We start from the raw sequence: 12,452 nt of genomic DNA, 5'->3' as shown, positions 1-12,452 counted from the left end.
AGGTTACCCACGTGTTACTCACCCGTCCGCCGCTAACATCCGGGAGCAAGCTCCCTTCTGTCCGCTCGACTTGCATGTATTAGGCACGCCGCCAGCGTTCGTCCTGAGCCAGGATCAAACTCTCCGAAAAAGTACAAAACCGAAGTTTTGTTTTTCGCCAGTTTGACTGACTACCTATGATGTTTCATAGGATTTTTTTATAAAAACTCGAATTAACAGGTACGTTTTGTCTTGTTTAGTTTTCAAAGATCATCTTCGCCGTTCTTAGCGGCTTTAATAATATAACATTTCGCTTCATCTTATGTCAACAACTTTTTTCAAGTTTATTTCCCGAAGCGTTTTGTGTTTGTCACTGTGTGTCAGCGACGATTAATAATATATCACGAAAATATTCTATCGGTCAACGCCTTTTCAAAACTTTTTTTAAAATAGTTTTATTGTGCATCTCAAACCCTTGTCCTGCATACAATCAAGTAACAATCTCGGACAAGGCAGGAGTGTTTGAATTGAGTCGATTATATGTGTTGCCTATTAAACGACTGAAGCAAATTGTCATTATTCTTGTAGCAGCCCTTGCAGCTGCAACCTTTTTTTATGTACAAAAGGCACCGCCGCTGTCGGTATTTAAAACAGAACACGGACCCCGAGCCATTTATAAAGGCGAGACTTCCTCAAAACATGTCTCCCTTACTTTTAATATCGGCTGGGGAGATGAGAAGGCTGTTCCTATTTTAAATGTCCTTCGAGAGTACGATATAAAGAACGCTACTTTCTTTCTGTCTGCTTCTTGGGCTGAGCGTCATCCTGATATCGTCAAACAAATTAGAGAGGACGGTCACCAAATCGGCAGCCTTGGCTATGCTTATAAAAATTATAGCCAGCTTGAAGATAGTGAAATCAAGCAAGATCTTGTCCGGGCACAAAATTCATTTCAAAAGCTTGGACTAGATGACATTCAACTATTAAGACCGCCAACTGGGCAATTTAACGAAAAAGCATTGAAAATTGCCACACAGTACGGTTATACCGTTGTCCATTACAGCGTCAACTCACAAGATTGGCTGAATCCGGGCGTCGATCAGATTGTTCAGAATGTAAATGATCGAATGAAAAGCGGAGATATTGTTCTCCTACATGCCTCAGATTCAGCAACCCAAACCGCTCAAGCCTTACCAGCTATTTTGAAACAAATCAAAGAAAAGAATTTAAAAAATGTGACGGTTGGCGAACTGATCTCCAATACCAAAACAAGGTCATCGGAAGTTAAGTAGCTTTCGCCTTTGAAAACCGCGGCATAGCTAACAACTGAAACGCATTACAGCCTAATAGCGGAAATAGCATTAAATACAGCCAGTCCTCTTCGTTGACTCTGAGCGCCGGGAACCATTCTAGCGACGTGATGACAACCATGAGAAACATTGCGGAAACAAAAGTTTTCTTAGAGGACTGCTGCTGTTTAAAGTAAGCCACGATCAATGCGAACACACCGATAAAGACAGGCAGCCATAGGTATGGAAGAAATGATTCATTCTCCCCGAAAAACAAAAACCGCAAGTAAGCTAAATCAAACAGCACAAAGATCACCAGAAACAGCTGAATGGTATTCCATAGAGAATGTGATCGGAATATCTCTAACGCAAACCGGTGCACCGTTAAAAAGACAACAAACCCCATCTGACTAATGACACTAAAAATCATCCCCACACCAATGAACCAAAACAACACAGATGCGATTTCTAGTATTTCAAACGATATAAAAAGCTTCTGATATTTCCCCCACTCCAGCGCAAAGCCAACCACGCTTGTAATGACCGCTCCAACAGCTAGCACAGAGAAGAAAAAACGAACTAAATCCCGACTTTTCATTGAATTGATCCAACCCCTATTTTTGTTATGTATAAATTTACGTGAAACATTCATATTAAAAGTAAGACATGTAACGAAAGGAGCCACAGTATGTCAAAAGGCATCTTGCGTATAATGAGCTGTTTTCTCCTTTTATCTCTAACAGCTTGTGCTCCCAAAACCCAATCCTCATCTAATATGGACTATGACGAAACAAAGAAAATGGTCGTCGATATATTGAAGACAGATGACGGTAAAAAGGCCATTCAACAGTTATTAAATGACGAGGCAATGAATGAAGCTTTGGTAATGGATGAACAAACTGTGAAAAAAACGATAGAGAAAACACTGACTTCTGATAAAGGCAAAGAGTTCTGGAAGAAGGTCTTTGAGGATTCTAAATTTGCCGAGACTTTCGCAAAATCCATGCAGCAACAGCATGAAAAGATGTTAAAACAGTTAATGAAGGACCCTGACTATCAGCAATTGATGATGGATATTCTCAAGGATCCCGAAATGGAAAAGAAATACGGTGAACTGGTGAAAAGCAAAGAGTTCAGAAAGCACTTAGAAAAAGTCATTACAGAAACATTAAGCAGTCCTCTTTATAAGAAGAAATTCGAAGATGAGCTTAAAAAAGCAGCATCTGAAAGCAGTGATTCCGGATCAAAAGGCAGCGAAGAAAGCGGCAGTTAAACATCACCCGAGGGGACATTCATCCACTCGGGCTTTCATTATGCTTTTACTGCTAATTGTTCAATAACTTTATTCGCAATGTGTTGATACACTTCTCCCGTCGGATGACTCGCATCATAGACAGATGGAGCAAAATCATCTTCATTCCAATCAGGCTGCCTTAGAGGAATTTGACCAAGGACCGATACTCGCAGCTCTTCCGCCAGCTTATCCCCGCCTCCTTTTCCAAAGACATATTCTTTCTCACCTGTTTTTTTGCTTTCATAATAGCTCATATTCTCAACGACACCCAGCACCTCGTGATCTGTTTGCAGTGCCATTGCGCCTGCTCTAGCAGCAACGAAGGCAGCTGTAGGATGCGGTGTTGTGACAATGATTTCTTTACAGCTTGGAAGCATTGTATGAATATCAAGCGCCACATCTCCCGTTCCAGGCGGAAGGTCTAATAGTAAGTAATCTAATTCTCCCCACTCGACTTCGTGGAAGAAGTTATTCAGCATTTTACCAAGCATCGGTCCTCTCCAAATGACCGGTGCATTTTCTTCAACAAAAAAGCCCATTGAAATCACTTTGACACCAAAGCGTTCCACAGGAATAATTTTTTCCCCTTTAACAGTTGGTCTGACGGTGATTCCCATCATATCCGGTACACTAAAGCCATAAATATCTGCATCAATCAGTCCGACTTTTTTCCCTAGACGAGCCAGTGCTACAGCAAGGTTAACAGACACGGTGGATTTACCAACGCCGCCCTTTCCACTCGCAATCGCAAGGAACTCAGGCGGATTTTTAGAGTTGAGCAGGTTTTCTTCCTCATCTTGCGAAGGCATAAACCTTTCAAGTGTTTCCTGAGGCAGCTCTTCAAAACGAAGTCCTACTGTGTTAGCACCCTCTGCTTTCAAGGCTTGTACGATGTCTTGCTGAAGCTTCATCTGCTCAGCAGTGCCCGTTTTGGCAATAGCCACCTTTAAGCTCACATGTTCTTTCTCAGGCTTTAGGCTGATTTCCTTGATGGCATCCAGCTCACCAAGCGGTATATGAAGGAAAGGTTCGTCCATCTTCCCAACTAGTTTTCTCACATCATCTTGTCCGATCATAGCAGAACCTCACCCTTTATTGAATTCGTTTACAATCCAAGTATATCATACATATCCTTACAATGTCTGTCCTGTTTGCCTGCGTACAAAAGGAAAAAGCCCCTTATTCAGGCGGCTCTTTTTGCTCTGTCAAATATCTTAAAATGCCTTTATAAATGGAGGCAGCAATTTGATCTTGATATTTAGGTGTTGCCAGCTGACTGGCCTCTTTCGGGTTGGAGAGAAATCCAATTTCCACAAGAGCTCCTGGCTTCGTCACGTTTTGCATTAAATAAATGCCATTGATCCGCTTCGCCTTTCGATCTGTGTTTTCAAGATTATTGCGTAATTCATCTTGTATGAACTTCGCTGCCTTTTCATTCTCTTCATATTTCCCGTAAAAAAACGTCTGTGCGCCGCTCCATTTGTTCGATGGGATCGCATTTAAATGAATACTTAAATAGAGATCGGCTTCAGACTCATTGATGGCTTTTACACGGTTTCTTAGATCCTCCGCTTTCTTTCGGGCATATCCCTTTGTATTCTTTGATGATAAATCAGAATCATCCTCGCGGGTCATAAGAACAAGGGCACCCTGCTCCTGTAAATAGTCACGTATCTTCATGGATACATCCAGTGCAATCTCTTTTTCAAGCAGCTCTCCTCCTACAGCCCCGCCATCTGGACCGCCATGACCCGGATCTAAATAGATGATCTTGCCGCTCAAAGGCAAGTTCCACGATTTCCACGAATCATCATTTAGAAACTGAAACCTGAATAAGAATAAGAGGACAATAAACCCGATTAAAAACCCTGTCCATTTCAGCTTTCTTTTCATCCCTGTCCCTCCCATACACCATTATTTTATAGATATGGGACAAGGGCTGGAAATATGCTTAGTGCAGCCGAAGCTTATGCCTTTTTTCTGATTCTCGAAAGCCTTCCTGCCACCACATGCTTAAAAAATCCTTCGCAAATGGATACAGACACGACATCTTCCTCTCCATTCGGAACATATTCCCCCACGATTGCAAACATCCTGCTAGCTCCTCAACCAGCTCATCTTCCTCCTGGGAGGACCGCTTCTTGATATGGTCGAACGATTCGCCGTATTTACTCGACTCACCGTATCTCCCGCCAGCTAAAAAAGCTTCAATGGCGAAATCGATACAGCCATCACTCATAATCCCAGCTGGATCATCTGCAAATGGGAACAGCTTCTTCGTGAATTTCTCGGAAGCAACCGTGACCTGTTGAAGAGACAATGTACGCAACAGCTTCTTTTCAAGCGTGACATCTCGTTTTGTTTTCAATTGATAAAATGAAAGAACCTCTGCCATGGACTGAACTCCTTTTTTCTTTGTATTGTTCGTTGGTTTGAACAAAACATGCAGTTCAGTAAATGGAAATCAATGAGCTAACGGATTGGAAAATTGTGATAAAATGAACATTTATATATAGAAAGAATAGAAAAGGGGCAAAATTCATGAAGAAGTGGATGTATATCCTGTTGCTACTAACAGTCGTCTTATCTGGATGCGGCAGTCAAGCGACCGAGCAGAAGAGCGACATGAAAGGAATAGAAGACATATCCTTAAAACAGCTTTCCAAGCATAAAAGCACGTATCTAGGTAACAACTCAGCATTCGTGACATCTTATCAGAGCTTCCTGGAGGCATGATTCGAGAATTTGAAATCGTTGATGGGAAAGCATTAGACGTCACGTACGGCGTAAAAGAAAATGCCGGATACACAGAAGAACAATTTGACGCATACTGGTTTGATCAAAAGGAGACAATTGAGAAAACGTATTTATACAACGCACTCGCACTTTTTATCCTTGTCGATAACGTAGAGCAAGTGACACTCAAAATGAACTCTAACGACAAATCATCCGTCACGTTTCAAAGAAAAGAGCTAGAAAAAAAGCTGCCTCACTCATTTAAAGAGTACCAGGACGATGCAGCGCTTTGGCAGAAGGAACTGGTTGATGGAGTTGTGAAGTCAAAAGAGAAACGCCAAGATGTATACAACAAGTTTCCCATGCAGAATTAATAAAACAGAGGGGTGTCTCCCTCTGTTTTATTGATAATTATGTAGTAAAAGCTTGAATCAATCGTTGTCGAAAGTTTTGATCTACTGCTGCAGTAAGCATAAATTCATTGAATATTCTCCAATCCAGTGAGAATGATTCGCTTTCGGATCATTGATAAAAAGAGAAATGGATATTGATGATGTATCTGTTCTTCGATATAAAGCAGCTGTGAAAACAAACAATGTTGCTCCGCCTTTATACCAAAGATATTGATCTGTTTCCGTCTTCAATGTTTCTCCTTTCCAAATAACAGAGGATTTACATATTCAATATAACAAATATTTCAAATAAAGGCGCAAAAAAGCAGAGGTTCGTGAATCCCTCCACTTCTTGATGTTCTTATTGATGGGGCAGATGCAGCTTCATCCCATCATGCGTAGCTTCAAATCCCAACTTTTCGTAAAAACGGCGTGCTTCTGGCCTCTGTTTGTCTGTTGTTAGCTGAATCATATGACAGCCGCGGTCGCTTGCGTGTTGAATAGCCCTTTTTATCAACATCGTGCCAATTCCTTTTCCTCTATGAGTCGAGGCTGTACGAACTCCTTCTATTGAAGCTCTCCATCCTCCTTGATGTGTAAGAAAAGGCGTCATGGTCAATTGGAGAACACCTACAGCTTCTTCCTGATCACACGCAACCATGAGTTCAATATTTGGATCAGCATCTATTGAGTGAAAGGCTTTGATATAGCTTTCTAATAATGGTTGAGTGTAGCGCTCTCTTTTTTGACCTAACATATCATCAGCGAGCATGAAGACGATCTTGTCGAGATCTTCCAGCGTGGCTTCTCTGCACGTCAGTTGACTTAAATCCAAAGAAAACACCTCCTATGAAATGAAGTGGAACAATTTCATCATTGACCAAAATACCAATGACGTGCGTTCTCATATAAGATGTGATCAGCAGCTTTTTCATCAAAAATCTGTTGAATTAATTCAACATCACCGTATTCAAACGGACGCTTTGCCCTTGTGGATGGAAGGTCTGTACCAAACATTAGTGCATTAGGATTCGTTTGATAAATAGACGTCAACGCATGTTCGACGTTTAAATCAACACGTCCAAAACCTGTTGCTTTCACACGAACCCCTTTTTCAACCAGCTTTAGCAAATGCGGCAAGCCTTCTTCCGATAAGCCTAAATGATCAATTGAAACGGCCGGCAGCTTTTCAAGTGTTGATGAGATGTCAGGGAGATGCTTAGCGTCTATGTAAATCTCACTATGCCATCCCGCCAGCTCATACACCCTTTTCGCAAAATAATCGAGCTTCGAAATATTCTCCGAACCACCCCGCTTCACGTTAAAACGTAAAGCTTTTACCCCGTGTTGATCCAAATGAACAATCTCATCATCAGTTGCTGTAAAAGGTAATTGAGTCACACCGCAAAAAGACGGCCCCATTTCATCCAGCGCCTTCAACAAATAGCCTTGGTCAAAGCCTTGAAATGACCCTGACACGATTGCTCCACCTAAAATCCCAAAATCAGCCGTCTCTCTCCTATAGTCATTCACCACATAACTATGCGGTGTATATCCTTGGTTTTCTTGAATGGGAAAATCAAAATCAATGATATGAAAATGTGCATCAAAGATCCTCATGCGCGCGCCCCTCTTCTGCTTATTTGATCTGATTATATCAATAGCGAAAGCCAAGAGATATTTGAAATGACGAATCACTTCATATCATGAAAACTTATCAAGTTTTCCATTCCTCTCGTAAGATGGCATAGTAAAATTCATCCCACCACTCATTTCCTTGAGGTATACACTTTTTAAAATACCCTTCTCTTCTCATCCCCATTTTCTCCATCACTCTCCACGATGGCACATTTTCAGGCTGACAAGTGGCAATGATTCGATGTAAATTCATTGTGTGAAAGCCATAATGTAGTACAGCATAAGCAGCTTCTGATGCATAGCCTTTGTTTTGATATGCAGGATTGAAGACCCACCCAATTTCATATGTGTGCTCACCAAAGTACGGATGAAACGCGATATGCCCAATGCATGTATGATCTTCTTTTAATAGGACAGCGACATACTTAGCATTTTCATGACGATTATTTTTGATAAATTCCTTCGCATCTTCTTTAGAAAATACATCTTCCGGAATATACTTCATCACTGTCGGATCAGATGTATATGCATAAACATCCTGCCAATCATCATCAGTAAATGGTCGAATGAGACACCTTTCTGTCGTTAGATTCATAGGACAACCTCCATAAATAATCTTCTTTTAAACAGAAAACTTTCTATACTCATATTTTATACGTATCCAAAAGGAAGTGACCAGTCATTATTTATTAAATAAAAAGCACAAAAAAAAGCACCAGCAGGATGCTGATGCTTTTAATATATGGTTTGTCTGTAACAAACCTTTGTAAAACGTCCATACAATATAAAATTGATTAACGTTTTGAGAACTGAGGAGCTCTACGTGCGCCTTTAAGACCGTATTTCTTACGCTCTTTCATACGAGGGTCACGAGTAAGAAGTCCAGCACGTTTAAGTGATGTACGGTACTCAGGATCTACTTCTAGAAGAGCACGAGAGATACCGTGACGAATTGCTCCAGCTTGACCAGAGAATCCACCACCGTGAACAGTTACAAGAACATCGTAGCTGTTAGCTGTTTCTGTGATGTTCAAAGGCTGTTTCACGTCTTCGATTAAAGCAGCGAATGGAATGTATTCAGTAATTTCACGATTATTAACGACGATACGGCCTTCACCTGGAACTAAGCGAACGCGCGCTACAGAACTTTTACGACGACCTGTACCGTAATATTGAACCTGTGCCAAATTGTTAACCTCCCTTATAATTAACCGCGAAGTTCGTAAACTTCAGGTTGTTGTGCTTGATGTGGATGCTCAGAACCACGGTACACATTTAATTTTTTGAACATTTGACGGCCTAATGGACCCTTTGGAAGCATACCTTTGATAGCAAGCTCCAACATTTTTTCAGGGTAGTTTGTACGCATCTCAAGAGCAGTTCTTTGTTTCAAACCACCTGGGTGCATCGTGTGACGGTAGTAAATTTTGTCCGTCAATTTCTTACCTGTTAATTCGATTTTCTCAGCATTGATGATGATGACGTGATCACCTGTATCAACGTGTGGTGTATAAGTTGGTTTGTGCTTACCGCGCAAAAGTGATGCTACTTCAGTAGAAAGACGACCTAGAGTCTTGCCTGCCGCATCAACAACTAGCCATTTGCGCTCAATTGTGCTTGCGTTCGCCATTGGTGTTGTACGCATGAGTTTCCCTCCTAAATAAATCAATGATTTTTCCTTGAATCAAATGCTACGTTCTATTTCAAAACACAAGATAAGTCTTCCGGGGCTTATTTGTGGGGTTGAAATACATACCATATGATATCTTATAACTTTCTGCTTCCTGTGTCAAGAACATGTTACACCTGGTTTAGTTGTCATAGAAAACTTCCCATAAATACAGTCCGTGACTAGGCGCAGTCTTGCCTGCCGCTTCGCGATTTCGGGCGGCAAGCATGGCTTTTATCTCATCAGGGTGAAATTTACCAGATCCGATTTCAAGTAACGTTCCAGCGATAATTCGCACCATGTTGTATAAAAAGCCATTTCCTCTCACACGCATTTCAAGCCCGTCTGAGACGTTTTTCCACTCGAGGGTGTAAATCTCCCTTACCTTGTCCTGAACCTCTGTATTGGCCGCACAAAAGCTTGTGAAGTCGTGTGTGCCAATGAGGTGTCCAGCAGCTTCTCTCATTTTGTCTGCATCCAGCCGGTAAGGAAAGTGGCAGGCATACTGTCTCGTGAACACATTTTGGTGCGTTTCCGTTGAGACCTTATAACGGTACTCCTTCGAAACGACACTAAAACGTGCATGAAACGACTCATCCACTTCCTCAGCCTTTAGAACCCTGATGTCATCCGGCAGGAGACTATTGAGGGCAAAAGGCCATCTTTCCATCGGAATCGAGAGCGGCGTGTCGAAATGGATGATCTGCCCCTTCGCATGGACGCCGCTGTCCGTCCGACCAGAAGCCACAATCGGAATCAGTTCATCCTGTTTATGCATTCTTGCAAGAGCCGACTCGATCTCCGTCTGAACAGTCCGCTGCCCAGGCTGCACCTGATAGCCTTTAAAATGTGTCCCATCGTAGGAGACGGTACATTTGACCTTCATCTAGGAATCACCTAATTTCTCAGAAGCACAAGGAGTGCTGTTAACAGGATGAATAGGAGCAGCGTGAACGTGTCTTTCATGCCCCAGACAAGCTGACGGTATTTCGTCCGCCCTTCTCCCCCGCGGTAGCCTCTCGCTTCCATAGCGGTCGCCAGTTCCTCTGCACGCTTAAACGCACTGACGAAAAGCGGAACAAGCAAAGGAACAATTGCTTTCATGCGGTCCTTTAGAGGTCCGCTTGTAAAATCAACACCTCTTGCCATTTGTGCCTTCATGATTTTGTCCGTCTCTTCTAGTAAAGTTGGAATAAACCGAAGAGAGATGGACATCATGAGAGCAAGCTCGTGAACAGGCAGTTTGATTTTACGGAATGGATGAAGCAGCTTTTCCATACCGTCTGTCACTTCTATAGGCGTTGTGGTTAACGTCAGAAGTGTCGTCATCATGATGAGATAGACAAAACGGAGTGAAATGAAAATCCCCTGCTTTAGACCTTCTTCATAAATATTTAAAAAACCAAAGTGAAATAGCAAGGCGCCATCCTTTGTCATGAATATATGCAGAATGAAGGTAAACAGGACAATCCATAGGATCGGCTTCATTCCCTTGAGAATAAAGTATAGCGGCACCTGAGAAACCATCACCACAAGGAGGGTAAAGACACCTAAAAGCCCGTAAGTGATGTAATTATTAGCAAAAAAGACAATAAAGACAAAAAAGAAAATTGATAACAGCTTTGTCCTTGGATCAAGACGATGGACAAAGGATGAACCTGGCACATATTTGCCGATAATCATACTATCCATCATGATGTCGTGTCCTCCTGATAAAGAGCTGTTAAGGCTTCTGCCATTTCATCCATGGTCAGAAGCGGCCTTGGAAACGTAATACCCAGCTTTTCTTCTACAGTCTGCTGGAATTTAATCGTTTCTGGGAGGTCGAGACCAAACGAAGACATGTCTGTACGATTGGCAAACAATTCTCTCGGCGTACCTGTCGCCTTTACCGTTCCTTTATGCATCACAATCATTTGATCCGCATAATGAGCGGCGTCCTCCATACTGTGTGTAACCAGAATCGTGGTAAGGTTTGCCTTTTGATGAAGCTCATAGAACATGTCCATGATTTCCTTCCGTCCGCGTGGATCTAACCCTGCAGTCGGCTCATCCAGCACAAGCACTTCTGGCTCCATCGCTAGAACACCTGCAATCGCCACACGTCTCATTTGACCGCCGCTTAGTTCAAAGGGAGATCGAGATAATAGGGATTCAGGAAGACCGACTAGCTTCAGCATTTCCTTCGCCTTTGCTTCTGCCTTTTCCTGAGGAACACCGAAATTCATCGGACCAAAGCAGATATCCTTAAGGATCGTTTCTTCAAAGAGCTGATGCTCAGGAAACTGAAACACGATGCCTACTTTTTTCCGGAGGGACTTTAAATCCTTCTGCTTTTTATTGGCTTGTAAGACGGTATCTCCAAGCGCAATGCTCCCCTTCGTTGGTTTGAGCAAGCCATTTAAATGCTGCAGCAATGTAGACTTGCCAGAGCCCGTATGACCAATGACAGCGACATAGCTGCCCTCTTGGATGGAAGCATTGACATCATACAAAGCGAGACGCTCAAACGGCGTTTTCATTTGATAACGATGCTCTAGTTCTTTGATCGTAATGTCCATAGCTCTTTCACCAATCCTTCTTGTGTCAAATGGGCATTTGCAAGCGGTACACCTTGCTGCTTCAATTGTTTGCTCAACCGATAGGAGAATGGCAGATCAAGTCCAATTTGAACCAGCTGTTCGTCTAGTTCAAATACTTCCTCTGGGGTTCCCTCGGCAAATTTTTTCCCGCCATTCATGACAATGACCCGGTCTGCCTTGGCGGCCTCGTCTAAATCATGTGTGATGGAAATGACTGTGACCGTTCCTTGTTCCTTCAATAGTCTAACAGTCTCTAACACTTCTTCACGGCCAATCGGATCAAGCATCGATGTTGCTTCATCTAAGATCATGATGTCAGGGCTTGCGGCAAGTACACCTGCAATGGCGACTCTCTGCTTTTGCCCGCCTGATAGATGGTGCGGCTCTTGATCAAGAAACTCCTGCATATTGACCTGTTTGACAGCCCAATCTACACGTTCTATCATCAATTCCCGCTCAACCCCGTTATTTTCTAAACCAAAAGCCACATCATCACGAACCGTTGAGCCAACGAATTGGTTATCTGGGTTTTGAAAGACCATTCCGACCTTTTTGCGAATATCCCAGACACTCTCTTCTTTCAGCTCAATCTCTCCAACCTTGACCGTTCCAGCATCCGGTAAAATGAGCCCATTCAGTACACGGGCAAGTGTGGATTTACCTGAACCGTTATGACCAACAATGGCGAGCCATTCATTTTGATTCACATGCAATGACACTTGATCTAAAGCGGGCTTGTCCGCATCCTTGTGATAACGAAATACAATGTCCTTTACGTCAACTAATGTCTTCCCCATCTCTACCGGACCTCCTCTCAGCTCAACCTCTTCTTTGCTTATTGTTAAAAAGCCGTAGTATCTAAAAAAGGGCATA

General features: G+C 42.5%; 18 protein-coding genes and 1 rRNA gene. 4 read left to right on the top strand and 15 right to left on the bottom strand.

Translation table 11 applies throughout. From position 1 onward, the window contains the following. Positions 1 to 130: ribosomal RNA gene (locus tag C6347_RS18595) — 16S ribosomal RNA — on the bottom strand; the annotation flags it as partial. Between the two features lie 376 nt (positions 131 to 506). Between C6347_RS18595 and pdaB the strand changes: the two genes are divergently transcribed. Beyond that, positions 507 to 1,271 (top strand): polysaccharide deacetylase family sporulation protein PdaB, encoded by a 765-nt coding sequence (gene pdaB / locus C6347_RS18590; protein ID WP_050945808.1) that lies wholly within the window; start codon positions 507 to 509, stop codon positions 1,269 to 1,271. Here the strand turns inward: pdaB and kbaA are convergent. Continuing rightward, positions 1,264 to 1,866, bottom strand: a complete 603-nt coding sequence (kbaA, locus tag C6347_RS18585; RefSeq protein WP_003217204.1) for a KinB-signaling pathway activation protein — start codon at positions 1,864 to 1,866, stop codon at positions 1,264 to 1,266. The two genes, pdaB and kbaA, sit on opposite strands and share 8 nt — an antisense overlap. Before the next feature lie 90 nt (positions 1,867 to 1,956). Between kbaA and gerD the strand changes: the two genes are divergently transcribed. Further along, positions 1,957 to 2,541: a spore germination lipoprotein GerD gene (gene gerD, locus C6347_RS18580; protein ID WP_003217144.1), complete on the top strand. Its 585-nt coding sequence runs from the start codon at positions 1,957 to 1,959 to the stop codon at positions 2,539 to 2,541. A 38-nt stretch (positions 2,542 to 2,579) separates the two neighbouring features. On the opposite strand, the gene C6347_RS18575 is transcribed toward gerD, so the two are convergent. The 3 genes from C6347_RS18575 to C6347_RS18565 form a co-directional block, all read right to left on the bottom strand. Then, a complete protein-coding gene (locus C6347_RS18575) occupies positions 2,580 to 3,638 on the bottom strand; it encodes an Mrp/NBP35 family ATP-binding protein (protein WP_058015818.1) in 1,059 nt (352 codons plus the stop codon). A 103-nt stretch (positions 3,639 to 3,741) separates the two neighbouring features. Then, complete coding sequence (gene cwlD / locus C6347_RS18570; RefSeq protein ID WP_066031431.1) at positions 3,742 to 4,455, bottom strand: N-acetylmuramoyl-L-alanine amidase CwlD; 714 nt, start codon at positions 4,453 to 4,455, stop codon at positions 3,742 to 3,744. 58 nt (positions 4,456 to 4,513) lie between these two features. Next, positions 4,514 to 4,957, bottom strand: a complete 444-nt coding sequence (locus C6347_RS18565) for a YbaK family protein (protein ID WP_066031432.1) — start codon at positions 4,955 to 4,957, stop codon at positions 4,514 to 4,516. 146 nt (positions 4,958 to 5,103) lie between these two features. On the opposite strand from C6347_RS18565, the gene C6347_RS19540 reads away from it, so the two are divergent. Beyond that, positions 5,104 to 5,298, top strand: a complete 195-nt coding sequence (locus C6347_RS19540) for a hypothetical protein (RefSeq protein WP_258182089.1) — start codon at positions 5,104 to 5,106, stop codon at positions 5,296 to 5,298. Beyond that, positions 5,295 to 5,672: a DUF4825 domain-containing protein gene (locus C6347_RS18560; RefSeq protein WP_258182088.1), complete on the top strand. Its 378-nt coding sequence runs from the start codon at positions 5,295 to 5,297 to the stop codon at positions 5,670 to 5,672. The genes C6347_RS19540 and C6347_RS18560 overlap by 4 nt, the downstream gene beginning before the upstream one ends. Positions 5,673 to 5,753: 81 nt before the next feature. Here C6347_RS18560 and C6347_RS18555 read toward each other — a convergent pair whose 3' ends face one another. The 10 genes from C6347_RS18555 to C6347_RS18510 form a co-directional block, all read right to left on the bottom strand. Beyond that, positions 5,754 to 5,942: a hypothetical protein gene (locus C6347_RS18555; RefSeq protein WP_060595383.1), complete on the bottom strand. Its 189-nt coding sequence runs from the start codon at positions 5,940 to 5,942 to the stop codon at positions 5,754 to 5,756. A gap of 109 nt (positions 5,943 to 6,051) precedes the next feature. Next, positions 6,052 to 6,525, bottom strand: a complete 474-nt coding sequence (locus tag C6347_RS18550; RefSeq protein WP_106071955.1) for a GNAT family N-acetyltransferase — start codon at positions 6,523 to 6,525, stop codon at positions 6,052 to 6,054. Between the two features lie 38 nt (positions 6,526 to 6,563). Continuing rightward, a complete protein-coding gene (locus tag C6347_RS18545; RefSeq protein ID WP_106071954.1) occupies positions 6,564 to 7,310 on the bottom strand; it encodes an amidohydrolase family protein in 747 nt (248 codons plus the stop codon). A 97-nt stretch (positions 7,311 to 7,407) separates the two neighbouring features. After that, entirely contained in the window at positions 7,408 to 7,923 is a 516-nt protein-coding gene (locus C6347_RS18540; RefSeq protein WP_060595381.1) for a GNAT family N-acetyltransferase, read from the bottom strand. Between the two features lie 199 nt (positions 7,924 to 8,122). Then, positions 8,123 to 8,515: a 30S ribosomal protein S9 gene (rpsI, locus tag C6347_RS18535; protein WP_003217273.1), complete on the bottom strand. Its 393-nt coding sequence runs from the start codon at positions 8,513 to 8,515 to the stop codon at positions 8,123 to 8,125. Between the two features lie 20 nt (positions 8,516 to 8,535). Next, on the bottom strand, positions 8,536 to 8,973 hold the full coding sequence (gene rplM / locus C6347_RS18530; protein ID WP_003217042.1) for a 50S ribosomal protein L13: 438 nt from the start codon (positions 8,971 to 8,973) through the stop codon (positions 8,536 to 8,538). A gap of 166 nt (positions 8,974 to 9,139) precedes the next feature. Then, on the bottom strand, positions 9,140 to 9,883 hold the full coding sequence (truA, locus tag C6347_RS18525) for a tRNA pseudouridine(38-40) synthase TruA (RefSeq protein WP_106071953.1): 744 nt from the start codon (positions 9,881 to 9,883) through the stop codon (positions 9,140 to 9,142). A gap of 11 nt (positions 9,884 to 9,894) precedes the next feature. Continuing rightward, positions 9,895 to 10,692: an energy-coupling factor transporter transmembrane component T family protein gene (locus tag C6347_RS18520; RefSeq protein WP_044139647.1), complete on the bottom strand. Its 798-nt coding sequence runs from the start codon at positions 10,690 to 10,692 to the stop codon at positions 9,895 to 9,897. After that, the gene (locus tag C6347_RS18515) at positions 10,689 to 11,558 is read right to left on the bottom strand and encodes an energy-coupling factor ABC transporter ATP-binding protein (protein ID WP_044139648.1); all 870 of its coding nucleotides are present in this window, start codon (positions 11,556 to 11,558) and stop codon (positions 10,689 to 10,691) included. The genes C6347_RS18520 and C6347_RS18515 overlap by 4 nt, the downstream gene beginning before the upstream one ends. Next, the gene (locus C6347_RS18510; protein WP_106061950.1) at positions 11,534 to 12,376 is read right to left on the bottom strand and encodes an energy-coupling factor ABC transporter ATP-binding protein; all 843 of its coding nucleotides are present in this window, start codon (positions 12,374 to 12,376) and stop codon (positions 11,534 to 11,536) included. The genes C6347_RS18515 and C6347_RS18510 overlap by 25 nt, the downstream gene beginning before the upstream one ends. Positions 12,377 to 12,452 lie beyond the last annotated feature (76 nt).

This window comes from Bacillus sp. NMTD17, assembly GCF_002998735.1.
Taxonomy (GTDB): domain Bacteria; phylum Bacillota; class Bacilli; order Bacillales; family Bacillaceae; genus Bacillus.
This window is presented reverse-complemented; position numbering and strand designations above follow the sequence as displayed.

Coding starts and splice junctions, on each gene's coding strand:
- gerD (WP_003217144.1), top strand. CDS start 1,957: ATGTCAAAAGGCATCTTGCGTATAATGAGCTGTTTTCTCCTTTTATCT.
- C6347_RS18545 (WP_106071954.1), bottom strand. CDS start 7,310: ATGAGGATCTTTGATGCACATTTTCATATCATTGATTTTGATTTTCCC.
- C6347_RS18510 (WP_106061950.1), bottom strand. CDS start 12,376: ATGGGGAAGACATTAGTTGACGTAAAGGACATTGTATTTCGTTATCAC.
- C6347_RS18575 (WP_058015818.1), bottom strand. CDS start 3,638: ATGATCGGACAAGATGATGTGAGAAAACTAGTTGGGAAGATGGACGAA.
- C6347_RS18565 (WP_066031432.1), bottom strand. CDS start 4,957: ATGGCAGAGGTTCTTTCATTTTATCAATTGAAAACAAAACGAGATGTC.
- C6347_RS18540 (WP_060595381.1), bottom strand. CDS start 7,923: ATGAATCTAACGACAGAAAGGTGTCTCATTCGACCATTTACTGATGAT.
- C6347_RS18520 (WP_044139647.1), bottom strand. CDS start 10,692: ATGATGGATAGTATGATTATCGGCAAATATGTGCCAGGTTCATCCTTT.
- kbaA (WP_003217204.1), bottom strand. CDS start 1,866: ATGAAAAGTCGGGATTTAGTTCGTTTTTTCTTCTCTGTGCTAGCTGTT.
- C6347_RS18560 (WP_258182088.1), top strand. CDS start 5,295: ATGATTCGAGAATTTGAAATCGTTGATGGGAAAGCATTAGACGTCACG.
- C6347_RS19540 (WP_258182089.1), top strand. CDS start 5,104: ATGAAGAAGTGGATGTATATCCTGTTGCTACTAACAGTCGTCTTATCT.
- truA (WP_106071953.1), bottom strand. CDS start 9,883: ATGAAGGTCAAATGTACCGTCTCCTACGATGGGACACATTTTAAAGGC.
- C6347_RS18515 (WP_044139648.1), bottom strand. CDS start 11,558: ATGGACATTACGATCAAAGAACTAGAGCATCGTTATCAAATGAAAACG.
- cwlD (WP_066031431.1), bottom strand. CDS start 4,455: ATGAAAAGAAAGCTGAAATGGACAGGGTTTTTAATCGGGTTTATTGTC.
- rplM (WP_003217042.1), bottom strand. CDS start 8,973: ATGCGTACAACACCAATGGCGAACGCAAGCACAATTGAGCGCAAATGG.